Annotated in this window: 25 protein-coding genes; 8 read left to right on the top strand and 17 right to left on the bottom strand. The window is 72.4% G+C overall.

Features of this window, described 5'->3' with window-relative positions:
- Nucleotides 1-44: 44 nt before the first annotated feature.
- The 4 genes from qcrB to ctaE are packed head-to-tail and all read right to left on the bottom strand — an operon-like array spanning nucleotide 45 to nucleotide 4,450.
- Entirely contained in the window at nucleotides 45-1,790 is a 1,746-nt protein-coding gene (qcrB, locus tag BKA05_RS10965) for a cytochrome bc1 complex cytochrome b subunit (protein ID WP_179531465.1), read from the bottom strand.
- A complete protein-coding gene (gene qcrA / locus BKA05_RS10960) occupies nucleotides 1,787-2,896 on the bottom strand; it encodes a cytochrome bc1 complex Rieske iron-sulfur subunit (protein WP_179531464.1) in 1,110 nt (369 codons plus the stop codon). The genes qcrB and qcrA overlap by 4 nt, the downstream gene beginning before the upstream one ends.
- Nucleotides 2,893-3,765, bottom strand: a complete 873-nt coding sequence (gene qcrC, locus BKA05_RS10955) for a cytochrome bc1 complex diheme cytochrome c subunit (protein WP_415836625.1) — start codon at nucleotides 3,763-3,765, stop codon at nucleotides 2,893-2,895. Before qcrC ends, qcrA begins: the two co-directional genes overlap by 4 nt.
- A gap of 46 nt (nucleotides 3,766-3,811) precedes the next feature.
- Nucleotides 3,812-4,450: an aa3-type cytochrome oxidase subunit III gene (gene ctaE / locus BKA05_RS10950; protein ID WP_462938309.1), complete on the bottom strand. Its 639-nt coding sequence runs from the start codon at nucleotides 4,448-4,450 to the stop codon at nucleotides 3,812-3,814.
- A 73-nt stretch (nucleotides 4,451-4,523) separates the two neighbouring features.
- Between ctaE and BKA05_RS10945 the strand changes: the two genes are divergently transcribed.
- From BKA05_RS10945 to trpD, 3 genes are read left to right on the top strand one after another with little or no spacing between them, the layout of a single operon-like run.
- A complete protein-coding gene (locus BKA05_RS10945) occupies nucleotides 4,524-5,471 on the top strand; it encodes a cytochrome c oxidase assembly protein (RefSeq protein ID WP_179529591.1) in 948 nt (315 codons plus the stop codon).
- Nucleotides 5,472-5,488: 17 nt separating this feature from the next.
- Nucleotides 5,489-5,920, top strand: coding sequence for an Rv3143 family two-component system response regulator (locus BKA05_RS10940; RefSeq protein WP_179531462.1), 432 nt, complete (start codon nucleotides 5,489-5,491; stop codon nucleotides 5,918-5,920).
- Between the two features lie 16 nt (nucleotides 5,921-5,936).
- A complete protein-coding gene (gene trpD / locus BKA05_RS10935) occupies nucleotides 5,937-6,962 on the top strand; it encodes an anthranilate phosphoribosyltransferase (RefSeq protein ID WP_179531461.1) in 1,026 nt (341 codons plus the stop codon).
- Between the two features lie 20 nt (nucleotides 6,963-6,982).
- Here trpD and BKA05_RS10930 read toward each other — a convergent pair whose 3' ends face one another.
- The 3 genes from BKA05_RS10930 to BKA05_RS10920 are packed head-to-tail and all read right to left on the bottom strand — an operon-like array spanning nucleotide 6,983 to nucleotide 10,396.
- Nucleotides 6,983-8,371 carry a hypothetical protein gene (locus BKA05_RS10930; protein ID WP_179531460.1) on the bottom strand — a complete coding sequence of 463 codons (1,389 nt, stop codon included), beginning with the start codon at nucleotides 8,369-8,371 and terminating at the stop codon, nucleotides 6,983-6,985.
- Between the two features lie 7 nt (nucleotides 8,372-8,378).
- On the bottom strand, nucleotides 8,379-8,657 hold the full coding sequence (locus BKA05_RS10925; RefSeq protein ID WP_179531459.1) for an Lrp/AsnC family transcriptional regulator: 279 nt from the start codon (nucleotides 8,655-8,657) through the stop codon (nucleotides 8,379-8,381).
- Complete coding sequence (locus BKA05_RS10920; RefSeq protein WP_179531458.1) at nucleotides 8,654-10,396, bottom strand: DEDD exonuclease domain-containing protein; 1,743 nt, start codon at nucleotides 10,394-10,396, stop codon at nucleotides 8,654-8,656. The genes BKA05_RS10925 and BKA05_RS10920 overlap by 4 nt, the downstream gene beginning before the upstream one ends.
- Before the next feature lie 87 nt (nucleotides 10,397-10,483).
- Here BKA05_RS10920 and BKA05_RS20310 point away from each other — a divergent pair, with 87 nt between their 5' ends.
- On the top strand, nucleotides 10,484-11,770 hold the full coding sequence (locus BKA05_RS20310) for an NYN domain-containing protein (protein ID WP_179531457.1): 1,287 nt from the start codon (nucleotides 10,484-10,486) through the stop codon (nucleotides 11,768-11,770).
- On the opposite strand, the gene BKA05_RS10910 is transcribed toward BKA05_RS20310, so the two are convergent.
- Complete coding sequence (locus tag BKA05_RS10910) at nucleotides 11,738-13,087, bottom strand: hypothetical protein (RefSeq protein WP_179531456.1); 1,350 nt, start codon at nucleotides 13,085-13,087, stop codon at nucleotides 11,738-11,740. The genes BKA05_RS20310 and BKA05_RS10910 overlap by 33 nt on opposite strands.
- A gap of 105 nt (nucleotides 13,088-13,192) precedes the next feature.
- Between BKA05_RS10910 and BKA05_RS10905 the strand changes: the two genes are divergently transcribed.
- The 4 genes from BKA05_RS10905 to BKA05_RS10890 all read left to right on the top strand — a co-directional run bounded on the left by BKA05_RS10905 (nucleotide 13,193) and on the right by BKA05_RS10890 (nucleotide 17,101).
- Complete coding sequence (locus tag BKA05_RS10905; RefSeq protein WP_179531455.1) at nucleotides 13,193-13,435, top strand: hypothetical protein; 243 nt, start codon at nucleotides 13,193-13,195, stop codon at nucleotides 13,433-13,435.
- Between the two features lie 237 nt (nucleotides 13,436-13,672).
- Complete coding sequence (locus BKA05_RS10900) at nucleotides 13,673-14,656, top strand: NlpC/P60 family protein (RefSeq protein WP_179531454.1); 984 nt, start codon at nucleotides 13,673-13,675, stop codon at nucleotides 14,654-14,656.
- Between the two features lie 58 nt (nucleotides 14,657-14,714).
- Entirely contained in the window at nucleotides 14,715-15,893 is a 1,179-nt protein-coding gene (locus BKA05_RS10895) for a hypothetical protein (protein WP_179531453.1), read from the top strand.
- 5 nt (nucleotides 15,894-15,898) lie between these two features.
- Entirely contained in the window at nucleotides 15,899-17,101 is a 1,203-nt protein-coding gene (locus BKA05_RS10890; RefSeq protein WP_179531452.1) for a M48 family metalloprotease, read from the top strand.
- Nucleotides 17,102-17,141: 40 nt separating this feature from the next.
- Here BKA05_RS10890 and BKA05_RS10885 read toward each other — a convergent pair whose 3' ends face one another.
- The 9 genes from BKA05_RS10885 to cpaB form a co-directional block, all read right to left on the bottom strand.
- Nucleotides 17,142-17,318 (bottom strand): Flp family type IVb pilin, encoded by a 177-nt coding sequence (locus tag BKA05_RS10885; RefSeq protein ID WP_179531451.1) that lies wholly within the window; start codon nucleotides 17,316-17,318, stop codon nucleotides 17,142-17,144.
- Nucleotides 17,318-17,524, bottom strand: coding sequence for a Flp family type IVb pilin (locus BKA05_RS10880; RefSeq protein ID WP_179531450.1), 207 nt, complete (start codon nucleotides 17,522-17,524; stop codon nucleotides 17,318-17,320). The genes BKA05_RS10885 and BKA05_RS10880 overlap by 1 nt, the downstream gene beginning before the upstream one ends.
- A gap of 156 nt (nucleotides 17,525-17,680) precedes the next feature.
- Nucleotides 17,681-18,334, bottom strand: a complete 654-nt coding sequence (locus BKA05_RS10875) for a response regulator transcription factor (RefSeq protein ID WP_179531449.1) — start codon at nucleotides 18,332-18,334, stop codon at nucleotides 17,681-17,683.
- Nucleotides 18,331-19,914, bottom strand: coding sequence for a sensor histidine kinase (locus tag BKA05_RS10870; protein WP_179531448.1), 1,584 nt, complete (start codon nucleotides 19,912-19,914; stop codon nucleotides 18,331-18,333). The genes BKA05_RS10875 and BKA05_RS10870 overlap by 4 nt, the downstream gene beginning before the upstream one ends.
- A gap of 31 nt (nucleotides 19,915-19,945) precedes the next feature.
- Nucleotides 19,946-20,866, bottom strand: coding sequence for a type II secretion system F family protein (locus BKA05_RS10865; RefSeq protein ID WP_179531447.1), 921 nt, complete (start codon nucleotides 20,864-20,866; stop codon nucleotides 19,946-19,948).
- Between the two features lies 1 nt (nucleotide 20,867).
- A complete protein-coding gene (locus BKA05_RS10860; protein WP_179531446.1) occupies nucleotides 20,868-22,778 on the bottom strand; it encodes a type II secretion system F family protein in 1,911 nt (636 codons plus the stop codon).
- A complete protein-coding gene (locus BKA05_RS10855) occupies nucleotides 22,778-24,280 on the bottom strand; it encodes a TadA family conjugal transfer-associated ATPase (RefSeq protein WP_179531445.1) in 1,503 nt (500 codons plus the stop codon). The genes BKA05_RS10860 and BKA05_RS10855 overlap by 1 nt, the downstream gene beginning before the upstream one ends.
- Nucleotides 24,281-24,283: 3 nt before the next feature.
- On the bottom strand, nucleotides 24,284-25,489 hold the full coding sequence (locus BKA05_RS10850; protein ID WP_179531444.1) for a CpaE/TadZ family protein: 1,206 nt from the start codon (nucleotides 25,487-25,489) through the stop codon (nucleotides 24,284-24,286).
- Between the two features lie 9 nt (nucleotides 25,490-25,498).
- The gene (gene cpaB, locus BKA05_RS10845; RefSeq protein ID WP_179531443.1) at nucleotides 25,499-26,251 is read right to left on the bottom strand and encodes a Flp pilus assembly protein CpaB; all 753 of its coding nucleotides are present in this window, start codon (nucleotides 26,249-26,251) and stop codon (nucleotides 25,499-25,501) included.
- Nucleotides 26,252-26,400: the final 149 nt, after the last annotated feature.

The following is a 26,400-nucleotide window of genomic DNA, read 5'->3' as shown; positions in this document are numbered from 1 at the left end:
CCGTGCCGCTCGCTCGACCAGCATCGTCGTAGCCGCTGGCGCGTCTACGACCCGCGAAGCGTCTCACCCTCGACGGCGTGGTGGCCGTCGAACTGGTGGCCGTCGGCCGCGTGGCCGTCCAAGGACGCCGTGAGCTCGTGCTCGTGCTCGGCGTGGTGCCGGGCCTCCTCGAGCTCCTGCGCGGTCGGCTTCTGCACGTTGTCGGCGAACCAGAGCTCGGAGAGCTTGGCCCGCAGCCCGTTGAGGCGCCCACCCGGAGCGTCGACGCCGGAGGCGTCGGTCTCGCCGTGGGGGGAGTAGACCTCGTCGCGGTCCCGCGCGGTCAGCGTGTAGGCGGAGGCCTCGCTGATCGGCAGGTGACGCTCGGAGTAGCCGCCCTCGGGGGAGCGCAGGATGACACCGGTCTCGTAGCCGTGCAGCAGCTTCTCCTGGTCGTGACGCTGCAGGGAGATGCACCAACGCCGCGTGATCCAGAAGGCGATCGCCGGCCCGACGAACACCGCCACCCGCATGAAGTAGGTGATCTGGTTGATGCTCGCGTTGAGCTTGATCGCGATCAGGTCGTTGCCGCCGGCAGCCCACATCAGGCCGTAGAACGTCATCAGCGAGACCATCAGGGCCGTGCGCGTCGGCGCGTTGCGCGGACGCTCCAGCAGGTGGTGCTCCCGCTTGTCGCCGGTGATCCAGGCCTCCAGGAAGGGCAGGAGGAGCAGGATCGTGAACATCAGGCCCGGGAGCACGATGATCGGCAGGAAGACGTTGAGCGCGAAGGAGTAGCCGAAGAAGTGGAACTCCCAGCCCGGCATGATGCGCAGCGCGCCGTCGGGCCAGCCCATGTACCAGTCCGGCTGTGAACCGGCGGTGACCTTGGTCGGGTCGTAGGGGCCGTACTTCCAGATCGGGTTGATGCCGAGCAGGCCGCCCATCAGCGCGGTGACGCCGAAGACGATGAAGAAGAAACCACCGGCCTTCGCGGCGTACACGGGGAGCATCGGGAAGCCGACGACGTTCTCCTCGGTGCGGCCGGGTCCGGGCCACTGGGTGTGCTTGTGGTAGACGAGCAGCAGCATGTGGGCCCCGATGAGCGCCAGCAGGATGCCCGGGATCAGCAGCACGTGGACGGTGTAGAGCCGCGGGATGATCTGCTCGCCCGGGAACTCGCCGCCGAAGAGGAAGAAGCTCATGTAGGAGCCCACGACCGGCATCGACTTCATGAAGCCGTCCGCGGCGCGGATACCGGTGCCGGAGAGCAGGTCGTCGGGCAGCGAGTAGCCGGTGAAGCCCTCGAGGGTGCCGAGGAGCAGCAGCAGCGAGCCGATGACCCAGTTGAGCTCACGCGGCTTGCGGTAGGCGCCGGTGAAGTAGACGCGCAGCAGGTGGACCATCATCGAGGCGATGAAGATCATCGCGGCCCAGTGGTGCATCTGCCGCATGAGCAGTCCACCGCGCACGTCGAAGGAGATGTGGACCGTCGAGGCCATCGCGTCGGACATCAGCACGCCGCGCAGCGGGTCGTAGGAGCCGTCGTAGACGACCTCGGCCATGCTCGGGTGGTACCACAGCGTGAGGAACACGCCGGTCAGGAGCAGGACCACGAAGCTCCACAGGGCGATCTCGCCCAGCATGAAGGACCAGTGGTCCGGGAAGACCTTGCGCAGGTTCTTCTTCATCGCGGTGCCCAGGCCCAGGCGCTCGTCGGCCCAGTTGGCCACCGCCCCGCCCTTGCCGGGCTTCTTCGCGGTGGCGGCCGAGCTGTTGCTCGTGGCCACCTTGCTGGTGTCGATGCTCACAGGTCAGCCTCTCCCTGGTCGCCGATGTCCTTGTGGTCGCGCTCCCAGTACGTCGGCCCCACCGGCTCGGTGAAGTCGGACTGGGCCACCAGGTAGCCCTCCTCGTCGACGGCGAGGGGGAGCTGGGGGAGGTGCCGGCCGGCCGGGCCGAAGACCACGCGACCGGAGTCGGCGAGGTCGAAGGTCGACTGGTGGCAGGGGCACAGCACGTGGTGCGTGGTGCGCTCGTAGAGCGAGATCGGGCAGCCCACGTGGGTGCAGATCTTGGAGTAGCAGACGATGCCGTCCACCGACCAGTTGTCGCGTCCCTCGCCCGGGATGATGCTCTCCGGCTCCATCCGGACCACGATGACCGCGGCCTTGGACTTGGCGACCAGCAGCTCGGCGCCGTGGAGCGTCGGGTAGCCGTTCTCCTCGGTGGGGAAGATCGCCTCGGGCTCGGCGTTGACGAGGTCGCCGATCTCCAGGTCGGAGGCCTTGATCGGGGTGCCGACGACGTCGCGGACCACGCGCATGCCCGCGGTCCACACGGTCTTCTCGAGGCCGGCGCCGGGGTAGTCGGCCTCGGCGGCCTGGCTCGGGGTCGGGCCCAGGTCGCGCAGCAGCACCACGGCGGGCGCGCCGAGCAGGCCGAGCGAGGCCAGCAGCGTGTTGCGCACGAGCGGACGGCGGGCGATGCCGGAGTCCTCCGCGCCGGCCGACAGAGCGGTCAGCGTGGCCTCGCGGTCCTCGTCGGAGGAACGGGCGGGGTGGCGCATCTCGACCATCTCGTGGTCGCTCATCAGCTTGCGGGCCCACTGGATCGTGCCGGCGCCGATCAGCAGCAGCGCGAGGCCGAGGAAGACCCCGAGGCCGACCGTGGAGGCGCCCAGGCCCAGGAAGGTGTTCCAGTTGTCGCCGACGTCGGCGACGAAGTAGGTGACCACGAACAGCACGACGCAGACCATCGACAAGACGTACATCGAGGCGATCTGACGCTCGGCGCGCTTGGCGGCCGCCTCGTCGATGTCGGTGGGGCGCCACGTGTGCTCGGGCAGACCCGGGTTGGGGATCGGCTCCTCGGCCGGGAGGTTGCTCCCGCCGTGGCCGGGCAGCTCGTTGCTCACGCCTCCACCTTCTTCTTGTTCGACCGCGTCGTGTGAGCGGCGATCCAGACTGCGAACCCGACCAGCGCGCCGATGCCGACGACCCAGGCGAACAGGCCCTCGGCCACCGGGCCGAGACCACCCATCGTGAAGCCACCGATGGCAGCGGCGTCGTCGAGGGAGCCGAGGTAGGCGATGACGTCGCGCTTCTCGTCAGGGGTCAGGTTGCCGTTGCTGAAGGTCGGCATGGTCTGCGGACCGGTCAGCAGGGCCTCGTAGATGTACTTGGGCTCCACGCCGCGGATCTTCGGGGCGTAGCCACCGCGGGGCATGGCGCCGCCGGAGCCCTCGAAGTTGTGGCAGGCGGTGCAGTTGGTGAGGAACAGCTGGCCACCGCGGACGATGGCGGCCTCCTGGGCCGCGCTGTCCAGGCCCTCGATGCTGTAGTCGCTCTCGTCGGGGATGGCCGGACCGGGGCCGAGCGTGGCGACGAACGCGGCCAGGGCGGCGGTCTCCTCCTCGCTGTAGGCGACCTCCTTGCGGGGCGCCTGCGCGCCGGGCTGGGCCATCGGCATGCGGCCGGTGCCGACCTGGAAGTCGACCGCAGCGGCGCCGACGCCGACGAGCGAGGGACCGAGGTTGTTGCCGCGGTCGGTGGTGATGCCCTCGCCGTTGGTGCCGTGGCAGGTCGAGCAGCCCACGAGGAAGAGCTTGCGACCCTCCTCGACCTGGCTGGCCAGGTCCTGGGTCTTCTCGGCCGAGGCCGGGGTCATCACGGCGGTCCAGAGACCGCCTGCGGTGACCAGCCCCAGCAGGAGCAGCAGCGCGCCCGCGATCGGCCCGCGACGGTGGCGGGACAGTCGGCCGGCAGTGAGGTTCAGGATGCGCACGTCAAGAGTCCTTGGTCCGGGGTCAGTCTAAGGAGGCAGTTCAAGGTCACTTGACGAGGTAGATCGTCGCGAACAGCCCGATCCACACCACGTCGACGAAGTGCCAGTAGTAGGAGACGACGATCGCGCTGACCGCCTGCTCGTGGGTGAACTTGCGCGCCAGGTAGGTGCGCCCCAGCACGAGCAGGAAGGCGATCAGGCCGCCGGTCACGTGGATCCCGTGGAAGCCGGTTGTCAGGTAGAACATCGTGCCGTAGGCGGAGTCCTGGATGGTGACCCCCTCCTGCACGAGCGTGGCGTACTCGACGGCCTGGCCGCCGATGAAGATCGCCCCCATCACGTAGGTGAGGAAGAACCACTCGCGCAGGCCCCAGCCCTTGACGGCGAGGAGCGACCCCGAGCGGCCGACCTGACCGCGCTCGGCGGCGAAGACGCCGAGCTGGCAGGTCAGCGAGGACAGCACCAGGATCGTGGTGTTGACCGCCGCGAAGGGGACGTCGAGGAGCTCGGTGTTCTGGGCCCACAGCTCCGGGCTGACCGAGCGGATCGTGAAGTACGCCGCGAACAGTGCCGCGAAGAACATCAGCTCGCTGGAGAGCCAGATGATCGTCCCGACACTGACCATGCTGGGTCGGTCGTGGTGCCCGTGGAGCCGGGATGCTGGGATGGTTGCCGCTGTCGCCACGCGAGCATTATGTCGTGGCTTTCCCGAAGGGCCACCCCGACCCCCCGAACATGGGCGACCTAGACTCCTGAGCGTGCTCAGGACCCCCCTGGCGGACGCCTCCGCGACCTCGGAGTACCTGCCTGCCCTGGACCTGACGGGGGTCTTCACCGCCTGGTCGTTCGAGCCGGTGCCCATCGTGCTCGTGGCCTGGTTCGGTGGTCTGTACCTGCTCGGCGTACGCCGGCTCCGTGCCCGCGGCGACGCCTGGTCGCCCGCGCGCACGCTGTCCTTCGTGGGCATCGGGCTCGGGTCGTTCCTCTTCGCCACCTCGTCGGGTCTGGGGACCTACGACACGACGCTGCTCAGCGTCCACATGGTCCAGCACATGATCCTGTCGATGCTGGTGCCGCTGGCGCTCGCGCTCGGGGCCCCGGTGACGCTGGCGCTGAGGACGCTGCCCGGGTCGCCGCGGCGGTGGCTGCTCGCGGTGCTGCACTCGCGGCTCGCGACGGTGCTGACCTTCCCGCCGCTGGTCCTGGCGGCGTACGTCGTCTCGCCCTGGGCGCTCTACTACTCCGGGTGGTACCCCGCGACCCTGGAGTCGACGTACTGGCACGAGGCGATGCACCTGCACCTGGTGCTGGTCGGGGCGATGTTCTTCTGGCCGCTCATGGGGATCGACCCCGTGCCCGGGCGCGTCGGCTACCCCTTCCGAGTGCTCATCACGGTCCTCACGCTGCCCTTCCACGCCTTCCTCGGGGTGACGATCATGGGGCAGGAGACGCTCATCGCCGGGGAGCACTACCTCGCCCTGCGCGAGGGACCGATGGGAGCGTGGCTGCCCGACGCGCTGGAGGACCAGCACCTCGCGGGCGGCATCCTGTGGGGCTCGGGCGACCTCATCGGCCTGGTGTTCTTCGGGGTGCTGTTCACCCAGTGGGTGCGCTCCTCGATGGCCGAGGCCCGGCGTGAGGACCGCCGGCTGGACCGGCTGGAGGCCCAGGAGGCGGCCCGCACGGCGAGGGTCCCGGCGGAGTGAGCGACCAGGGGCCTACGATGGCCCGCGTGAGCGACTCCACTGCCTCCCGCAAGCCGCTGAAGGTCCTCGTCTACTCCGACGACGTCACCACGCGCCAGCAGGTCATCCTGGCCCTGGGTCGTCGGCCGCACCCCGACCTGCCCGAGCTCGAGTACGTCGAGGTCGCCACCGAGCCGGTGGTCATCCAGAACATGGACGCCGGGCACATCGACCTCGCGATCCTCGACGGGGAGGCCGTGCCGGCCGGGGGCATGGGCATCGCCAAGCAGCTCAAGGACGAGATCTTCCAGTGCCCTCCGGTGGTCGTGCTGACCGGGCGCCCGCAGGACGCCTGGCTGGCCACCTGGTCGCGGGCCGAGGCGGCGGTGCCGCACCCGCTGGACCCGATCGCCCTCGCCGAGACCGTCGTGGGCCTGCTGCGCTCGCGGGTCCCGGCCACCTCCGCCTGAGCCCCGGAGCCGCCGCATGAGCACGTGGCCCGAGGTCCTCGGCGACCTCGTCGCCGGCCGCGACCTCTCCGCCGAGCAGACCGCCTGGGCGATGGCCGAGCTGCTCGAGGGCAACGCCACCCCCGCGCAGGTCGCTGGTTTCGCCGTGGCGCTGCGGGCCAAGGGCGAGACCAGCGAGGAGCTCACCGGCCTGGTGGCCGCGATGTACGAGCGGGCGACCCCGATCTCGGTCCCCGGCCGTCTGCTCGACGTCGTCGGCACCGGTGGGGACCGCTCGATGTCGGTCAACATCTCCACGATGTCGGCGATCGTGGCAGCCGGCGCCGGGGCCACCGTCGTCAAGCACGGCAACCGCTCGGCGTCCTCGCAGTCCGGCTCGGCCGACGTCCTGGAGGCGCTGGGGATCCGCCTCGACCTGCCCGCGAGCCGGGTGGCCGAGGTGGCGACCGAGGCGGGCATCACCTTCTGCTTCGCCGCGACCTTCCACCCCGCGATGCGGCACGCGGCGGTCGCCCGCCGCGAGCTCGGGATCGCGACGGCGTTCAACCTGCTGGGCCCCCTGAGCAACCCCGCACGCCCCGCCGCCCAGGCCATCGGGTGCGCGGATGCCCGGATGGCGCCGGTCATGGCGGGCGTCTACGCCGCCCGCGGGGTCGACGCCTGGGTCTTCCGCGGCGACGACGGGCTCGACGAGCTGACCACGACCACCACGTCGACCGTGTGGGTGGTCCACGGCGGCGAGGTCACCGAGGACCGCGTCGACCCCGCCGCGCTCGGCCTCGCGCCCGCGACGACCGAGGACCTGCGCGGCGGCGACGCCCAGCACAACGCCGAGGTCGTGCGCAGGCTGCTCGCCGGGGAGGCCGGGCCGGTGCGCGACGCCGTGCTCCTCAACGCCGGTGCCGCACTGGCCGTCCACGACGAGCCGGGTGTGCCCGTCCACGACGCGCTGCCGCGTGGCCTCGCGCGGGCGGCCGGTGCGATCGACAGCGGAGCCGCCGCCGGTCTCCTCGAGCGCTGGGTGGCCGCGACCGGCCGCTGATCCGGACCTCGGCCGGCCCGTCACCAGTCCTCGGGAGCCTCGAGCAGCTCGACCTCGGCGGAGGTCGCGACCACGCGCCAGCCCGCGTCCTCCAGGGCGGCGGTGAGCCGGTGGTCGGTGCGCAGGAACGCGACCTCGGCACCGGTCCCGCGCACGAGGTCCTGCCAGCCACGGTCCAGGCCGAGGATCGAGGTGTTCCGCTCCAGCTCCTCGGTGGTGAAGGTGTCGCCGTAGCCGTGCATCACCAGGTCGAGCTGGGGATAGGCCCACATGACGTAGCCGCCGTCCCCCCAGTCGTTGAGCACGGTCGTGCCGGCCGGCAGCGAGCCGAGCCGGTCCTCCACCCAGTCGGCGCGGACCGGGGTCTCCGCCGAGGTCCGGGGCACGAGCACGGCCAGCACCAGCAGCGCCGCAACGGCCGCGCCGAGCCCCCACCCGACCTCGCGACGGCCGGGAGGGGTCGGCTGACCGGGGATCAGGGACTGCAGCGCCAGGGCCGTGACGGGCGCGAGGGTCACGGCTGCCAGCGGCAGCGTTCGGTTGGAGTAGAGGGCCAGACCGAGCCCCAGCCCCAGGAACAGCGACGTCGGCCACGAGGCACCGCGTCGCAGCACCACGAGGAGGGCCGGAGCGGCCAGCAGGATCAGGGCCGCTCCCGTCGGGCTGGTGAAGTCGGGGGCGCCCCACTCGGAGAAGAACCGTCCGCGGCCCGCGACCGTCAGCACCGCGCCGTACAGAGCGGGGCCGACGGGGGTCAGTGCCGCGCTGACCGCGCAGGCGACGAGCACCGCAGCCTGGCGCGGCAGCTCGCGGGACCGCAGGCCACGGTGCAGACCGGCGGCCACGACGCCGACCGCGCCGACGACCAGGGCGAAGGGCCACATGCCGTGCCACATCGCCCACCACCAGGTGAGCGGGACGAGGAGCCAGGGGCGGCTCCCGGTCAGGGCAGCCTGCCACCAGGCGTGCACCGTGAGGGCCATGAACGCGTAGCTGAGCACCTGCGGACGCATCGACAGGGCGGGCCAGCAGGCCCACAGCACGAGCGCGGTGAGGACGGCGACCACGACCGGGTCGGCGCGCCGGCGGCAGACCCAGGCCACGGCCAGGACGAGTGCCACGAGCTGCAGGCCGGAGAGCCAGGCGACACCCGGCAGGCCGACCCGCTCCTCGATGGCCGCCATGAGCACCTGCGGCAGCCACTGGGTCGGCAGCCAGTCCCGGGTCGCGGACGTCGACACGCTGCCCGGGTCGCGCAAGGACCACCCGGCGAGGAACTCCGCCCCGAAGCGCAGGTGGAAGTAGGTGTCGGGGTTCGTGAGGGGTCGTGCGGCCCGGGCCACGGCCACGACCAGCACGCCGAGCAGCGTGAGCGCGGGCAACCAGACCCGAGCAGCCCGGGAGACCACGGCGCGGTCAGTCCAGACCGAGGGAGAACGCGGCCTCGAGGTCGTGACGGGAGTGGGTGCGGAAGGCGATGTGGGTCTCGGTGTCGGTGACCCCGGGGACCTTGTTGATGCGGTCGGCGACGACGTTGGCCACGTCCTCGTGCTGCCGCACGCGCACCAGCGCGATCAGGTCGACCTGACCGGTCACGGAGTAGACCTCCGAGACGCCGTCGATCGCAGCGATCTCCTCGGCCACCTCGGGGATCCGGGCGACCTCGGCGTTGACGAACACGATGGCGGTGATCACGGGGTCACCGTACCCGCGAGCGCGTCCCGCGACCGGCGTACGCGCTCGTGCACGGCCAGCTCCTTGGTGGCACCGGCGACCGGGCAGACCCACTCGCCCAGGACGTCGACCAACCGGATGCCCGGCTGCTCGAGCCAGCCGAGGATCCTCTCGGTCTCCTCGACGGTGGCGGCAGGAGCGGGACCCGGGGCCGTGCGGACCGTCTCCGCGCTCGCCCGCAGCTGCTCGACGTAGGCCACCGCGTCGGCTCCGGCGGGGATCACCCCCGCGGCGGCCAGCCGGCCGAACCGCACCACGTGCACGGCCCAACGGCCGTCGTCCTCGCGGCGGGCCGCGACGACCTCCGAACAGCCGCTGAGGGCACCGACGCGCTGGGTGCGGGCCGCTGCGCGGACGAACGCGGCGAGCCGGTCCCGGTGCACGCCGGCCTCCTCGAAGCGCTCGTCGTCGGCCAGGGCGTTCATCCGCCGGTTGATCTGCTCCACGACCGCGTCGGGGCGGCGCAGCAGGGTGTCGCGCAGCTGACGGACCACGGCGGCGTACGTCGCCTCGTCGGCGGAGCCGTCGCACGGCGAGAGGCAGCGGCCCATCTCGGCCAGCACGCACGGGGTGCGCCGGGTGCGCGGGCCGATGCGGTCGGCGCACTGGCGCACGGGGAAGGTCTCGTGCAGCACGTCGAGGCCCGACTGGGCCGCGCGGCGGGAGGAGAACGGACCCAGGTAGTCGGCGCCGTCGTCGAGGACCTTGGAGACCAGCGAGAGCCGCGGCCACGGCTCACGGGTGAGCTTGACGAAGTGGGTCTTCTCCGGGTGCTTGGACCGGCGGTTGTAGCGCGGCTTGTGCTCGGCGATGAGTCGCAGCTCGCGCACCGCCGCCTCGAGCGGGGTCGCGCACTCGATGCCGGTGACCGAGGCGGCCAGCCCGACCATCTCACCCATGCGGGACCGGGTCTCGGAGGCGGTGAAGTAGGAACGGACGCGGGTGCGGAGGTCCTTGCTGGTGCCGACGTAGAGCACGCGCTGGGTCTGGTCGCGGAACAGGTAGACGCCGGGGGAGTGCGGCAGTCCCTCGGCGAGGTGCCGCTTGCGGCGCTGGGCCGCGCTCACCCGCGAGGTGAACGTCTGCAGCTCCTCGAGCGTGTGCACGCCCTGACCGCCCAGGCGCCCCATGAGGCCGTGCAGCACGTCGACCGTGGCCCGAGCGTCGGCCAGCGCCCGGTGGTTGGGCGTCGTGCCGGCCCCGAACAGGCGGGCCAGGGAGGAGAGCTTGCAGTTGGGGGCGTCGTCGCGGGTGACGACCTTGCGGGCCAGTCGCGCGGTGTCGACGACCTCGAAGCGCGGCCAGGGCCGCTGCTGCAGGGCCGCGAAGTGCTGCAGGAACCCCACGTCGAAGGGGGCGTTGTGGGCGACGAGGACGCTCCCGGCGGCGAACTCGAGGAAGGCGGGCAGGGCGGACTCGATGCGCGGGGCCCCGGCCACCATCGCGTTGGTGATGCCGGTGAGGACGGCGATGAAGGGCGGGATCTCGGTACCGGGGTCGACCAGGGTCTGGAACTCCCCGAGGACCTCCCCGCCGCGCACCTTGACCGCCCCGATCTCGGTGATCATGGACCCCGAGGTCGGGGAACCGCCGGTGGTCTCGAGGTCGACCACGCAGAAGGTGAGGTCGCGCAGGGGTCGGCCGAGCTCGTCGAAGCTGCGCTGGCCCTCCCACAGGGCTCCTGCACGGCTGCTGGTCATGGGGACGACGCTAGATCGGTGCGCCGACAACGCGGTGGCGACGCGCGGCCTACGCTGAGCGGACACGAGTCGTGAGGGGGAGTGCAGGTGAGCGGGACGGTCCGGCTGGACGAGCTGCCGGTGGCGGTGCGCACCAGGGTCCTCACCCTGGTCGCTGACGTGCTGCCCGAGGTGCCCCAGCTGCCTGCGGCGCTGCGCAAGGTGGCCGGGTTCGCGCCGGCGCGACGCGCCCGCCTGGGGGGCCAGGCGATCACCGCCGGCCTCGCCGACGAGGACCTGCGGGACCGGATCGCCCACCAGGTGTCGGTACGCCGGCAGGACGAGCTGGTCGCGCTGCGAGACGGCACCATGCACGACTCCCTCGAGGCCGCCGCCCTGGACTGGCTGGTGCGGCCCCAGGGCTGGACCCGCCGCCTGGACACCTCGGTCAGCGAGGTCGAGCAGCACGCCGCGCAGCAGCAGGAGGCCGTCGTCCAGGCGCGCGAGGAGCGGTGGCAGCAGCGGGCGGAGCAGGCCGAGGCCGAGCTGCGCGACCTGCGCGCCTCGTACCGCCAGCAGGTCGAGGGGTACAAGGCCGAGGTCTCCCAGCTGCGACGCAAGCTGGGGGAGGCCCGCGCCCAGCGACGTGACGTCGACGAGGAGGCCGTCGCCGCGGCGCACGCCGCCGAGGAGGGTCGGGCCGCGGCCGAGGTCGCTCTCGCCGCCCGGGAGAAGGAGGTCCGTCGGCTGCGGGCCGAGGTCGAGCGGCTCGAGGCCGAGGCGCGTCAGGGCCGACGAGGTGGCCGCAGCGAGAAGGAGCAGGCCACGGCACGCACCCGGGTCCTGCTCGACACCATCCTCGACGCGGCCGCCGGCCTGCGCCGTGAGCTGGCGCTGCCCCCGGTCACGACCAGCCCCGGTGAACGGGTCGAGGAGTCCCTGGCGGCTCCGGAGGTGCCCGGTCCCCGCGCGGTGCCGGAGGTCGGGCCCGCGCTGCTCGAGCAGTACCTCTCACTGCCCCGGTCCCGACTGGTCGTCGACGGCTACAACGTGTCCATGGGTGCCTGGTCGGGCTCCTCGCTGGAGGCCCAACGCACCCGGCTGCTCACGGCGATGGCACCCCTCGTGGCCCGCACCGGGGCCGAGACGACCGTCGTCTTCGACGGTGCGGACGCCGACACCCGGCCCCCGACGTCCCAGCCGCGCGGGGTCAAGGTGCTCTTCAGCCCCAAGGGGGTCATCGCCGACGAGGTGATCGGGCAGCTCGTCGAGGCAGAGCCACGCGGACGGGTCGTGCTCGTGGTCAGCGACGACCGGGAGGTGCAGGCGCGCTGCCAGCGGGCCGGTGCCCGCGCGGTCGCCTCAGCCGCGTTGCTGGGACTGCTGGGCGGCTGAGCCACCGACGTACCACTGCGGCGCCAGGACCCGGACCGCCATCGTGGCGACGAGAGCCGCGGCCACGAGAGCCGCTCCTGTGGCAGGGACGTCGGTGACCGCCCACCACAGTGCGTTGCTGCGCCACGCCTCGTCCGGATCGACGGAGTAGGCCTCCCGCACGGCGCCGACCGCCACGGCCACGGTCTGGGCTCCCAGCAGCCCGGGCAGGAGCGCTCGCGCCACGCGGCCGGCCCGATGGGCGCTCAGGGTCAGAGCGGGGAACGCGCACGCCATCGTCTCGAGCATCAGCCGGTACCCGTAGAAGCCGGTCCCACCCGCGAAGACGTTCATCAGTCCCTGCACCACCGAGTACGCGAGCCCTCCGAGGAGCAGGGCGGTCGCCCAGTCCGGCAGTCCCCGCCAGTGGCGGGCCAACGCCGGCAGCAGCAGGAGGATGCAGGGGGTGACGACGAGGAGCCCTCGTCCCGGGGAGACCCAGAGACCCGCCAGGTTCGCCAGCTGGTCCCAGCGCTGCCCCTCGGCGGCCCTGGAGGCGTAGACGTCGACCGAGGCGTAGCCGCCGGCGGGATCCCACTCGCCGTACACCCACCGACTCCACGCCGTCGCACCGGCCAGGAACGCGCCGCTGACGAGGCCCGCGGCCACCGCGGGACGCAGCTCACGCCGGCGCGCCGCCACGACGAGCCCCAGGACGGCCACGACCACGGACGCGTGCAGGCGCCCCCACAGCGCCACGCCTCCGAAGGCGCCGACGGTCCCCCACGATCCCGCGGGGGACCGGGAGGCGGCCCAGGCCATCCCGGCGATGCCGAGCAGGGTGACGGTGTGCGGCCACAGGCTGTCGGCGGACACCGCCCAGACGGGGGTCGCCAGCGCCAGCGCGCTGACGGCGACCATGGTCGCGGCGTGCCCGAGGTGGGGCAGCAGTGCCCGAGCCATCAGACCCAGGGTGAGGAGGGTGAGCACGACAGCCAGCACCGAGGCGGGGACGAGTGAGAAGTCCTCGGGGGCGGTGCCTCGTGACCAGAGGTACGCCGGGATGCCGGCAGCGATCGCGCCGGGGGAGCGGAACACCACCTGGTGTCCGTGCAGGGACTCCCGCACCCACAGGTGCTGCCCGGGCTTGGTCTCGATCGCCTCCAGTGGAAAGCCGTCGAGCCAGGGCATCCCCGTGGTCGCGAGGCGCCAGGCGCCCAGGTTGGCCGACAGCACGTCGTTGACGACGTACCGGGTCGAGATCGTGGTGAGCAGGACGCCCGCGAGCAGGAGGGTCCACACGGCCCAGGCGAGACCGCGGCGCATCGGGGACGACATCCGGGGGATCGTGTCACGCGTACGGGACCCACGGCGTGGAACGCGACACGCCGGTCGGGACGTGGGCGGCGCGGACTGTCGGTGCTCGCTGCGAGCGTGCGGAGCATGACGACGAGGATCGATTGCGACACCTGCGTGGTGCGCGGGCTGGCCTGCCACGACTGCGTGGTGACGGTGCTGCTCGGCCCCCCACCCGAGCTGGGCTTCGACGAGGAGGACCGGGCGCTGCTGGGCGCCCTCGCGGACGGAGGGCTGGTGCCGCCGCTGCGGCTGGTGACCCCGACCGACGGGCCGGGGCCGGACGCCTCCGGGTCCGACCTCCCGGGCTCCGACATCGCCACCGCCTGACGTACTCGTGCCGTGCACGTCGGCGGCGCCGTCGATGTGGCGGGTGTGACGGGAGTGACACCAGGACCCTGCTGTGGCAGGGGATCGGTCGGCCCAGCGTGAAATCGTCGTGCGACATGCCCCGGAGGTTTGGCCGGGCTCCGTCCCACCGACTACCGTCACGCGGGGCGTTCGTGACCAGCGGGCCGGCCGGGTCCGCGCGAGCGCCGTCGTCACAGCAAGGGAGACCACTCGCTCGTGCTGCAGCGTCGCTCTCGACTCGCCACCTTCCTCTCCGCCGCACTGCTGGCGGGACTCGTCGGCCTCGTGCCGTCCACGCCGGCGCAGGCCGAGCCGGACATCGACGACGTGAAGTCCCGGGTCGACCGGCTCTACCACGAGGCGGAGCAGGCCTCCGAGCGCTACAACGACGCCCGTCTCGAGCTCGGCGAGCTCAAGCGCGACCTGAAGGCGGTCACCTCCGACCAGGCCCGGCAGGACAAGCGGATGCGCGCGGTGCGCAACCGCGTCCGCGACGCGGTGGTCCGCACCTACGAGGGTCACCGGCTCTCGGCGGTCGGTCAGGTCGCCCTGTCGGGTGACCCGTCGGCGTTCCTGTCGCAGATGTCGACGATGTCTGCCTACGACAGCCTCACCGACCAGCTCTTCGACTCCTACGCCTCGGAGGTCAAGGCCCTCGGCATCCGGCTGCAGGCCACCACCCGGCGCACCGCCGAGGTCACGCGGCTCAAGGACCGGCTGGCCGAGGAGAAGTCGACCATCGAGTCGAAGCTCGACGAGGCCGAGAGCCTCCTGGCCCGCCTGGAGGCCGAGGAGCGCGAAGAGGTCCTCTCGCGCGACAGCGACCGGGTCCCGTCCTCCGTGCCGGCCTCGGGCCGCGCCGCGGCCGCCATCCAGTACGCCATGGCCCAGGTCGGCAAGGCCTACGTCTACGGCGCCGCCGGCCCGAGCGCCTTCGACTGCTCAGGGCTGACCATGCGGGCCTACGGCCAGGCCGGCGTCGGCCTGCCGCACTCCTCGGGTGCGCAGTTCTCCTCCGGTCCGCGCATCGCCGCCAGCGCCCTGCAGCCCGGCGACCTGGTCTTCTACTACAGCCCGATCAGCCACGTCGGCATCTACATCGGCAACGGCATGATCGTCCACGCGGCCAACCCCAGCCAGGGCGTGCGGGTCTCCCCGCTGCACTCCATGCCGTACGTCGGCGCTGTCCGCCCTGGCTGACCTCACCGACGCCGCGCCCACTGCGCGGCGCCGTCGCCCGCGCCTCGTCCTGGCCCTGGTGGTCACGGGCGTGCTCGCCGCGGTGCTGGTCATCGGCCGTGTCGTCGAGGGGCCCTACGTCGCCGCCCCGCCGACCACGTCGACGAACGCCGCTGACCCGGCCGGCGCCACCCGGGTACTGGAGGGTCTCGAGGACGCCCTGGCCGACGGCGACGCGGGGGCAGCGGCCGCCCTCGCTCCGACCGGTGACGCCGCATCGGAGGACCTGCTGGAGTCCCTTGCCGACAACGCCCGCCGGCTGCGGGTCCGCGACCTGGACCTGCGCTACGTCGACGTGGTCGGGGTGCCCGACGGGAGCGGTGCCTGGGCGGTCCGGGCCGACCTGAGCTGGTCGTGGGGAGGGGTCGACAGCGGGGTCGCCCGCAGCGAGGTCGAGGTCGGCCTGCGCACGGTCGACGGCACGCTGGGGACCACGGGCTTCACCGGGGGGCGGGTGCCGCTGTGGCTGACCGGCCCGGTGCTGGTGGACCGGGGCGCGGGCACGCTCGTGGTCACCGCGGGCGCCGACCCCGCGCCGTACTCCATGCTGGCGCGGCGCGCCGTGCCGCAGGCGGCGCGGGTGCTGGGAGCCTCGACGGGTCCACTCGTGGTCGAGGTGCCCGCCGACGCAGCCGGCCTCGACGCACTGCTGGGGGTGCCCGAGGGCACCTACCGCGACGTGGCCGCCGTCACCGCCTCGGTCGACGGCCTGCTCTCGGCCTCCTCGCCCGTCCACGTCTTCGTCAACCCCGCCGAGCTGGGGCGGTTGCGCCGGACGGGCGCCCAGGTGGTCATGACCCACGAGGCGGTCCACGCCGTCACCGGCGCACCGACCAGCCGGGCGCCGGTGTGGCTGGTCGAGGGCTTCGCCGACTACGTCGCCCTGCGCGACGTGGACCTGCCGCTGTCCCGCACCGCCGCGCAGGTCCTGGCACTGGTGCGGGAGGACGGCGTTCCGGGACGGCTGCCCAGTGAGTCCGACTTCGACCTGACGGCTCCGCACCTCGGTGCGGCGTACGAGGCGGCGTGGCTGGCCTGCCGGGCGCTCGCCTCCATCGTGGGCGAGGAGGGGCTGGTCGAGGTCTACCGACGCACCTCCGAGGGCGAGGACGTGGGGGTCGCCCTGGCCGCGGCGGACACCGACCTGGCGGCGGTGACCGCCACCTGGCAGCAGCAGCTGCGACGAGCGGCACGATGAGCTGGATGAGCTCCCAGCGACGGGTGGCCCTGGCCGTGGCGCTGGTCTCGACCACGGTCTTCGTACTGCTGGCGGTCCTGCTCGTGCCCTGGTCGCCGGTGCCGGGAGGCACACCGGCCGCCGTGCCGGTGGGGGAGGTCCTCACCCCGATGGAGGTCTCACGAGCCGAGCAGTTCTCGGGCGTGCTGCGCCGGTGGGGCTGGGCCGCCACGGCCGTGAACCTGGTGGTGGTGGTGCTGCTCGCGTCCTCCGCCCGGGTGCGCCGCTGGGTCGGCGGGCTGCCGTGGCCCTGGTGGCTCCAGGTGCTGGCGGTCGTGGCCGGCATCGAGGTGGCGAGCCGGGCCGCGACGACGGCGTTCTCCGTGCTGGCCCGTCGGCACGTGCGTGCGGCCGGTCTGTCGGAGCAGTCGTGGGCGGGGTTCGCCCGTGACCTCGTGGTCTCCGAGGCCCTCGACATCGTGGTGACCGGCCTGCTCGCCCTGGTGGTCGTGGGCTGCGCGCGTCGCTGGCGCCGCGCCTGGCCGGCCGTCGTGGGCACCATGGCCGCCGGTCTGGTGATCGCGGGCAGCTTCGTCTACCCGCTCGTCGTCGAGCCGCTGTTCAACGACTTCGCGCCGCTGCCGCCGGGGGAGCTCCGCACGGGCGTCCTCGCGCTCGCGGAGGCCGAGGGCGTGCCCGTCGACGAGGTGCTGGTCGCAGACGCCTCCCGGCGCACGACCACGCTCAACGCCTACGTCTCCGGGTTTGCCGGCAGCCGGCGGGTGGTGCTCTACGACAACCTCGTGGACGACGTGCCGCGCGAGGAGGCCCTCTCCGTCGTGGCGCACGAGCTCGCGCACGCCCGGCACGACGACGTGCTCGTCGGCACCCTGCTCGGGGCCAGCGGGGCCGCCGCGGCGGCGGGCCTCCTGGGCCTGCTGCTCATGCGGAGGCGACCGAGCGAGCCCGCGACGGTGCCGACCATGGTGGCGCTGCTCGTGGTGGGGGGCCTGCTGGCCCTCCCGGTCCAGAACGGCATCAGCCGCTCGATCGAGCTGCGCGCGGACGTGGAGGCGCTGCGGGTGACCGGGGACCCGGAGGCCTTCGTGGCCCTGCAGCGTCGCCTGGCCCTGCGGTCCCTGGCCGACCCGACGCCGCCGGCCTGGTCTCAGTGGTGGTTCGGCAGCCACCCGACCCTGCTCGTGCGTGTGGCCCTCGCCCGGTCCTGAGACGGGGCGAGGGCCACACGGCCGCGAGGCGGCAGGTCCGCTAGCAGGTCTGCGAGGTGGTGCTGGCCACGGTCTCGCAGGTGTCGTCGAACAACCCGGCGACCTCCTCGCCGAAGAGGAAGATCACCAGCACAATCACGGCGGCGATGCCAGCGATCAGCAGGCCGTACTCGACGGAGGACGCCCCGGTCTCGCGGTCGACCGGGCGCCTCGCCATCAGCAGCTGGTCGCGGTGGCGCCGGTAGAGATGCAGCTGCTCGTGTCGGAGAAGATGTCCCCGACCACGCCGCCGAAGGCGAACACGACGACGACGATCAGCGCCGCGATGCCGGCGATCAGCAGGCCGTACTCGACGGCGGAGGCGCCGCGCTCGTCGCGGTCCTCGAAGCGGGCGTCCAGCATGATGCGCAGGAACTCGAGCATGTGATTTCTCCCTGTGGTCTTCGGCCCCCGACGAGGAGCCTCATGGCTCCATTCTCCTGTGGACCTCCCGGGAGGTTCATCCCATGAAGGTCCGGACCGGAGTAGTCATTCCGGACTAGTGCGCCCCGGCTGACGGGGGTGGGAGCGGGCCGTCGGTCAGGCGTCGGGCTGCCGCTGCACGCTGGAGAGCAGCCCGATCCGCATCGCGGTGACCAGCGCCTGGGCGCGGTTGGCGGCTCCGAGCTTCTGGTAGATCCGGGCGATGTGGGACTTGGCGGTCGACTCGCTCATGTACAGCTGCGCGCCGATCTGGGCGGCGCCGAGGCCGTCGGCGAGCAGGACGAGGACCTCGTGCTCGCGGTCGGTCAGCCGGGTGGACTCAGCGGCCCCACGGCGCATCATCGCCCCCACCAGCCCGCTGCAGATGAACGAGCGGGGGGAGACCGAGGCGTGCCGGGCGGCCTTGACCACCTCGGGGGAGGGAGCGTCCTTGCCCACGAAGCCGGAGGCCCCCGCCTCCATGGCGGCGAAGATCTGGTCGTCCCCGGAGTGCATCGTGAGCACGATGAGCCCGACGTCGTCGTGGTCGCGGCGCAGCGTGCGGACGATGTCGAGGCCGGTGCCGTCGCCGAGCTGCAGGTCGGTGACGACCACGTCGGGTCGCAGCTCCTCGAAGCGGGTCAGGGCCTCGGCCACCGAGCCCGCCTGCCCGACGACCGTCATGTCGGGCTGGAGGTCGAAGACGCCGGCCAGCCCGGCGCGGATCAGCTCGTGGTCGTCGACCAGCAGCACGGAGATGTTCTCGCTCATCGGGTGGTGCTCACCTGCTTCGTCTCGGGGGTGGGTGCGGCCGGCGGGTGTCCCGACTCCGCGGAGAGCCGGACGCTGACGGTCAGCCCGCCGCCGGGTGGTTCCTCGATCGCCAGGTCGGCGTCGATGAGGTGGGCCCGCTCACGCATGATGCCCATGCCGTAGGAGTCCGAACGCGCCTCGCCCAGGCCCTTGCCGTCGTCGGCCACGGTGATCGCGGCGTACGGCGCCGCCACCTGGCAGTGCACCCGGATCGTGCGGCACTCCGCGTGCTTCACGGCGTTGTTGAGCGCCTCCTGGGTGATGCGGAACAGCTCGGCCTCGACCTCGGGGCGCAGGCGCTGGGCCTGCTCGTCGAGCGTGACCTCGATCGGGATGCCCGAGCTCTGGCTGAGGTTGCGGGTGACACCGACGATCGCGGTGCCCAGCGACTCGCTGCTGCCGACCGTGGTGCGCAGCGTGGTGACCGAGCGACGCACCTCGGAGACGATCGCGGTGATCCGCTCGCGCAGCATGCCCAGCTGGGACTCCGCCTCCGGCGTCGGGGCCTGGGCTGCCAGCGCGTCGACGAGGTAGCCGAGGGAGGCGATGTCCTGGGCGACGCCGTCGTGCATCTCCCGTGAGAGGCGTTGCCGCTCGTCGGCGGTCGCGGTGTCGCGGAACGCCTCGAAGAGCAGCCCCGTCTCGAGCTGGACCGCCTGCTCCTCCAGCGCCAGCTGCAGCCGGCCGACGCGGTGGCGCAGCTCGTCCGGCCCGATGCTGGAGCCCGACGGCACCGCGCCGCTCACGACGGCGATGGTGGTGCGGTGGCCCTCGAGGGGGAAGGCGAAGGAACCGTCCTCGACCACCGGTTGGTCGCGGGCCCAGGCAGCGGCGGCGAAGTCGGCGCACCGGTCCAGGTCGCCGCCGGACAGCGACTTCGCGGCCAGGACAGCGAGGTGGTCGTCGAGCGGCACGTGGATGCTGATGGCCGCGGCGGGGATGTCGTCCAGGACCGTGCTGAGGATGACCCCACCGAGGCTGCGCGGCTCCAGGCCCGAGGACAGGCCGACGGAGAGGTGGTTGAGCTCGCGCAGCAGGTCGGAGGCGTGCCGGTAGGGGGCGGTCGGGTCGTCGTCGCGCAACGCACCGCGGACGAACGTCGCGACCATCCCCAGCGCCAGGCCCATCGCGACCCAGGTGAAGACGGTCAACGACTGCTCGGCGCTGAGGGCTCCGCCGGAGGCCACCCCGACCACCACCACTGCGGTCAGCTCCGCCGACAGCGCGAGGAGGACCCCACGCAGGCCGCGCCAGAGTCCTGCCACGAAGGGCGGGACCGCCAGGGCACCCAGGACCGCCTGCGACGACAGGTCGGTGCCGACCACGAGCCCGACGAAACCGGCGTCGAGCACGACCAGGGGCACCCGCAGCCGAGGCGCCCGCAGCTCCAGGCTGAGGGCCAGCAGCCAACCCGTCCCGAGCGCCGTCAGGAGCACGGCCGCGGAGACGTTCCGGTCCCAGAGGATGGGGCCCCCGAGCGCGAGCAGCACGAAGCCGCGCGCGGCGGCGGCGATGCGCAGGTCGGGGGCGATCCTCATGGGGTCCTCATCATGTGGCTCCGGTGCGGGCCTAGAAGCTGTCCATGATGCTGATGACCGCGGGCCCCATCACCGCGACGAAGAGACAGGGCAGGATGCAGAAGATGAGCGGGACCGTGATCTTCACCGGCACCTGCTGCGCCTTCTCCTCGGCTCGCTGACGACGCTTGACCCGCATCTCGCTGGACTGCACGCGCAGCACCTGGCCGACCGGCACGCCGAAGGAGTCGGCCTGGACCATCGAGCTCACGAAGCTCTTGAGGTCGGCGACGTTGGTGCGGTCCGACATTGCCCGCAGCGCTGCGGCCCGGCCCTGACCGATCTGCATCTCGCGCAGCACCCGGGAGAACTCGTCGGCCAGGGGGCCCTCGGTGTTGCGGGAGACCTGCTGGACCGCGGCGTCGAAGCCGAGCCCGGACTCGACGCTGATGGTCATCAGGTCGATCGCGTCGGGGAGGTCGCGCTGGATCTGCAGGGAGCGGTCGTAGGCCTTCTGGTAGAGGTAGAGGTTCGGGCCGAAGAAGCCCACCACCAGCCCACCCAGGACCACCGCGAGGCGGACGGGGGTGCCGGCGCCCAGCATCAGGCTGAAGAGCAGGGCGACGACCAGCCCGGCCACCGCGCCGACGATCTTGCCGGAGGTGACGCGGTCCACCGTCCAGCCCGGCGGGTTGCCGGCGAGGTCGAGCTTGCGTCGGATCCGATCGGCGGAGTCGGCGCCGGAGAGCCTCCGGCCGAGCCCGAGCGTGCGTGCCTGGAGCGGCTCCCAGACGCGCTCGGAGAAGGGCCGGTCGATCTCGTCGGTGAGCTCCTTCGGGGCGCTGGTCATCGCCTGCAGCACCGCCAGCGACTTGCCGACCCCGGAGGCCTCGGCGTCGCTGGTGGTGGCCGAGGCCACGAGCAGGATGGCGACGAGGACCAGGAGCACCCCCAGCACGAGCAGCAGGGTCATCTCACACCTCCACCTTCACCAGACGGCTCATCCAGAACACTCCCACTGCGAGCCAGAGCCCCGCTCCCACCATCATGACGATCCCGAGCGGTTCGGTGAACATCACGCTGACGTAGTCGTAGTTGGTCAGCAGCAGGTAGACCATGAACAGCGGTGGCAGCAGCCCCAGCACCCACGCCGAGAGCTTGCCCTCCGCAGCCAGGGCGTTGACCTGGCGACGGACGTACTCGCGCTCGCGCATGGTGCCGGCGACGGTGTCCAGCAGCTCGGCGAGGTTGCCACCGACCTGGCGCTGGATGCGGATCGCCATCACGACCCACTCGAAGTCCTTGCTGTCGAAGCGCTCGGCCAGACCCTCCAGCGCGTCCTCGATGGTGACGCCGAGCCGGGTCTCCACGAGCACCCGGCGGAACTCCGTGCAGATCGGCTCGGGGCCCTCGCGGACCACGGTGTCCACCGACTGCGCCAGCGAGAGGCCGGCCGACAGCGAGCCGCTGATCAGCTGCAGCGTGTCGGGCAGGCCGGCGTTGAAGGCCTTGCGCCGCCGGGATCGACGCATGCCCAGGTAGACCCAGGGTCCGAGGACGCCGAGCAGGATGAAGACGAGCCCCAGGACGACGTTGCCGGCGCCCAGCAGCAGTCCGAAGATGCCGGCGACCACCACGATCCCGGCGTGGACCAGCAGCCACTCGGCCGGCTTGAGCTCGCTGCCGGCGCCCTCGAGCCGATGCGCGATGGTGGCCTCGAGGCCCTTGGTCCGGCGCAGCACCTGGGCCGCGGCGTCCTTGGCCTGGGCGATGGCCTGCTCGGTGTCCAGGCGCGGAGCGCCCTGGTCGGCGTCACCGCTCGTGCGAGCGGTGTAGGACGCCACCCGGTCCGCGGCGGTCGGGGCCGGAGCCGGGCGGGGGACCAGGGCCACCAGCAGGACGACCAGCCCGAGCCCGATGGCGAGCACCCCGGCGTACATCGCCCAGCCCGGCAGCGCCCACCCTCCGGAGCGCACCAGCTGGTCGTCGACACCGGTGCCGCCCGCCACGGACTCTGCGACCGCGGCGAAGGCCTCGGCAGAGACCGTGCCGGAGCTGGTGGTCAGGCTGACCGCGACGGTCTGGTCCACCGAGTCCAGGCCGTCGGGCACCTGGGCGGTGACCAGCACCTGGCGGTCGAGCGCGTCGGCCTCGGCGGCGAAGGTGCGGGTCAGCGCCTCGCTCGTCGCCGGGATCACCTGGCCACCGCCAGCGGTGGCCAGGGTGGTGAGGTCGTCGGCCGGTCGCTCCACCAGGGACACGACGTCGAGACGGATCTGTGCCGCCTCGACGGCGGCGGTCACCGTCTCCAGCGTGGTGTCGGTGGTGTCGGCGCCGTCGGAGAGCACGACGAGCGTGCGCTGCCCGTCGGTCCCGGCCACGTCGACGGCGCTGAGGACGCCGTCGTAGAGCGCGGTCTGCCCGGACAGCGAGAGGTCCCCGATGACGGTGCGCGCGGCGGCACGGTCCTGCGTGGGGGCCAGCGGCTGTGCCACCGACTTCGCGAACGTGACGATGCCCAGCGAGACGTCGTCCGGGAGCCCGTCGACGTAGGCCAGCGCAGCCGAGCGGGCGGCCTCGATCTTCTCCCCGGCCATGGAGTTGCTGGTGTCCATCACCAGCACGGCCGTACGCCGCACGGCACCCGACGTGCCGGCGGGCTCGGCCTCCGCGTCGACCCGGTCGCCGCCGATGCGTACCTCGATGCTGCCCAGGTCGGGGGAGGCGTCGGGTGGCAGGGACACGATGACCTGCACCGTGCCGTCGGCGGCGGGCTCGACGTAGGAGATCGAGGCCTCGTCGCCGGCACCCCAGGCCGCGGTGGGCAGCACCACCCAGGCCAGGCCGAGCACCGCCGCGAAGAGGCGCGCGAGACGGGGGGTCATCACATGCGGTCCGTGGCGAAGACCATCGGGTCGACGGTGACGTTGGAGTAGGCCATCTTCTCCAGGAACTTCGGGCGCAGACCGGTCGGACGCAGGCGGCCCAGCGAGCGGCCGTCGGCGTCGAAGCCCAGGGAGGAGTCGAAGACGAAGATGTCCTGGAGGGTGATCACGTCGCCCTCCATCCGCTCCACCTCGGTGATGTGCGTGATGCGGCGCGTGCCGTCCTTGAGCCGGGACTGGTGGACGATCAGGTCCACGGCGCTGGCCACCTGCTCGCGGATGGCCCGCATCGGCAGGTCCATGCCCGCCATCAGCACCATCGTCTCCATGCGCGACAGGGTGTCGCGGGGGCCGTTGGAGTGCAGCGTGCAGATGGAGCCGTCGTGACCGGTGTTCATCGCCTGGAGCATGTCCAGGGCGGAGGCGTCGCGGACCTCGCCGACGATGACGCGGTCGGGCCGCATGCGCAGGCTGTTCTTGACGAGGTCACGGATGCTGACCGCGCCCTTGCCCTCGATGTTGGCCGGGCGTGACTCCAGTCGCACCACGTGGTCCTGCTTGAGCTGGAGCTCGGCGGCGTCCTCGATGGTCACGATCCGCTCGTCGCCGGGGATGAAGGACGACAGCACGTTGAGGGTCGTGGTCTTGCCGGCGCCGGTGCCGCCCGACACGATCACGTTGAGGCGGCCGCGCACGCAGGCCTCGAGGAAGTCGCAGGTCTGCGGGGTGAGGGAGCCGAACGAGATCAGGTCCAGCGCGGTCAACGGGTCGGCGGCGAACTTGCGGATCGTCAGCGCGGAGCCGTCCACGGCCAGGGGCGGGACGACGGCGTTGACGCGGCTGCCGTCGGGCAGGCGGGCATCGACCATCGGCGAGGACTCATCGACCCGTCGCCCGATACGGGACACGATCTTGTCGATGGTGCGGCGCAGGTGTGCCTCGTCGGCGAAGGTCGCCTCGGCCGGGACGAGTTTGCCCTTGCGCTCGAGCCAGATGTCCTTGTGCCCGTTGACCATCACCTCGGAGACGTCGGGGTCGCGCAGGTAGGGCTCGATGGGGCCGTAGCCGAGGATGTCGTCGCTGATCTCCTGCGTGACGCGCTGCCGGTCGCTGCTGGAGAGCGGGCGGTCCTGGGCACCGAGCACGTCGGCGAGGACGGCACGGACCCGCTGGTCGAGCTGGTCCTGGTCCATGTCGGCGTCGTAGAGCTGGGGACCGAGCTGCTTGAGCAGCTCGGTGTGCACGCTCTGCTTCAGCTCCTCGATGCGGTCGCCCTTCTGCGAGGACAGTCGGGACCGGGCGGGTGGCTCGGGAGCGGTACGGCGAGCGGCGGCCGCGGCGGCGTACGAGGTCGTCGGCGCGGGCGTGGTGGCGCCGGCGGAGCCCTCGGTGGAGGCGGCCGGGTCGGTGGTGGACGCGTCGTCCCCCTGCGGGCGGTCGCCCTCCGCGGCGGCCTGCTCGGCCTGACGGGCGGCCGCGAGGCGGTCGGCGAGGCTGCTCATGGGTTACCTCCTGAGCCGGAAGCGGGACCGGCCGCGCTCGGCGGCCTCCTGCTCGTCGCTGTGGGTGGGGGCCGGGCCGGACTCGTCGTCCTCGGGACCGATGAGGGGGACCCCCGCGATCTCCGAGGCGAGGGCGCGCACGGCCTGGCTGGACTGGTGGGAGGGCGTGGCCACCACGATGGGCGTGCCCGCGTTGGTGGCGGCGGCGACCTCGACCGCGGACGAGACCGACGCCGAGACGGGGATGCCCAGGATCTGCTCGACCTTGTCGCCGGTGATGCCCACCGCGTCGTCGGCGCGGTTCAGCAGCAGGTGCCGGTGCCCGCGGGCGATGTCGAGCATGTCGAGGGTCTCCAGGGCGACCTTGACGTTCTTCAGGGTGGGCACGTCGAGCGTGGCCACGATGACGCACTCGTCGGTCTCGTCCAGCGCGGTGAGGACCTGCTCGTCGAAGGACGGTGCGGTGTCGACGACGACGAAGTCGAAGCTCTCCCGCAGCGTCCGCAGGATCTTGGCCACCAGCACGGGGGAGACCCGCTCCCGCACGTCGGGGTGCGAGGGGGCCGCCAGGACCATCATCGAGTCCGCGTGGCGGGTGAGCAGCGTGTCGAGCTGCGCGGCGTCGAGGGAGTCCTCGGAGCCGATGGCGTGCTCGATGGAGTGGGTGGGGAAGAGCTGCATGGTGATGGCGACGTCGCCGAAGGCCAGGTCGAGGTCGACCAGGCAGACCCGTCGGGCGCCGCGCTCGGTGAGCGCGAGGGCCAGGTTGACCGCCATCGTCGTCTTGCCCACGCCACCCTTGGGGGAGAAGACGGTCACGACCCGACCCAGCTGCTGCGCGCCGCTGGGGCCCCTCAACGCCGTCCAGAGCTCGCGGGCCCGGTCGACGGCGGAGCGGATGGCCTCGGTGTCGTCGACGGCCACGACGTCGCGCGCTCCGGCCTTCATGGCACTGCCGAGCACACCGGTGTCGAGCTTGTCCCGCACCAGCACGGCGCTGACCGTGGGCCGGCTGACCCGCAGGTCCTCGCAGACCTTCAGGCAGTCGTCGAGGTCGAGGTGGGGGCCCAGCACCACGACGTACTCGTCGCCGTGCTGTCCCAACCAGGCGCGCATCCGGTCCACCGAGTCGACGCCCTGGCTGCCCGGGGGCATGCCGGACAGCAGCGCGGTGACCGCACTGGTCTCGGTGTCGACGGCGACGGGCATCGGATCAGCTCACTGGAAGAGGGAGTCGGAGGTGGTGGGCGGGGCGAGGGTCACCTTGGAGTCCTCGGTGAGCAGTGCGAAGGACAGCTCACCCTGCTGCTGTCCCAGCAGCACCCGCTGCATCTGGACCTGGCTGACCGAGAGCGTGATGAGGGTGCGCGGCAGCGACTCGACCACCTGCTGGCCGGCCTCGCCGCCCTGGCCGTTGGTGGTGGTCGTGGTCGTGACGGGAGTGGTGGAGCCCACCGCGATGACCTTCACACGGGTCAGCAGCACCCGGGAGTAGGGCTGGCCGGTCGTCGGGTCGCTGCCGTTGATGAAGATCGCGACCTCGGAGCCGGGGTTGACGAACCCGGCGACGCGGGCCGGGTCGGTGAGGTTGATCGACATCGCCATGTCGCCCTCGTCCGGGATCTGCAGCCGGGGCTCGTCCACGGCGGTGTCGCCCAGCTTCTGCGGCACGATCTGCTCGCCGGGGTAGATGACGGTCAGTGCGAGCTTCTGGTCGACCCCCTCGGTGGTGACCAGGGCACCGGGCAGGACCTGGCCCTGCGGCACGGCCTGCCGGGCCAGCTTGCCGGCCGCGGCGGCGTCGGCGATGCGCTCCCCGCGCTCGATCTGCACGGTGGCCACCAGCACGTCGGTGGTCTCGAACTTCTCCTGGGCCCGGTTGTCGGCGCCGCGGACGTAGAGGAACACCAACGCGGTCCCCAGGGCGGCCACCACGGCAGCGGCGACGAGGAGCATCCTGCGACGGTCCATCACGAACCTTTCGTTGCAGGGACGTGGGGCCCCATCCCCATGTCCGCACGTCATGACAGGGGCGCGGCAGCGCCCCCCTCCACGGCCATGCTAGGAGCGCCGGTAGGGCCGATGGGCCCTTTTCCCGCAATTGCGGACCGCTGTGAGCC

Origin of the sequence: Nocardioides marinus, assembly GCF_013408145.1 — a bacterium.
Lineage (GTDB): Bacteria > Actinomycetota > Actinomycetes > Propionibacteriales > Nocardioidaceae > Nocardioides > Nocardioides marinus.
Note: the sequence above shows the minus strand (reverse complement) of the source record. Positions and strands in the feature narration are given on the sequence as shown.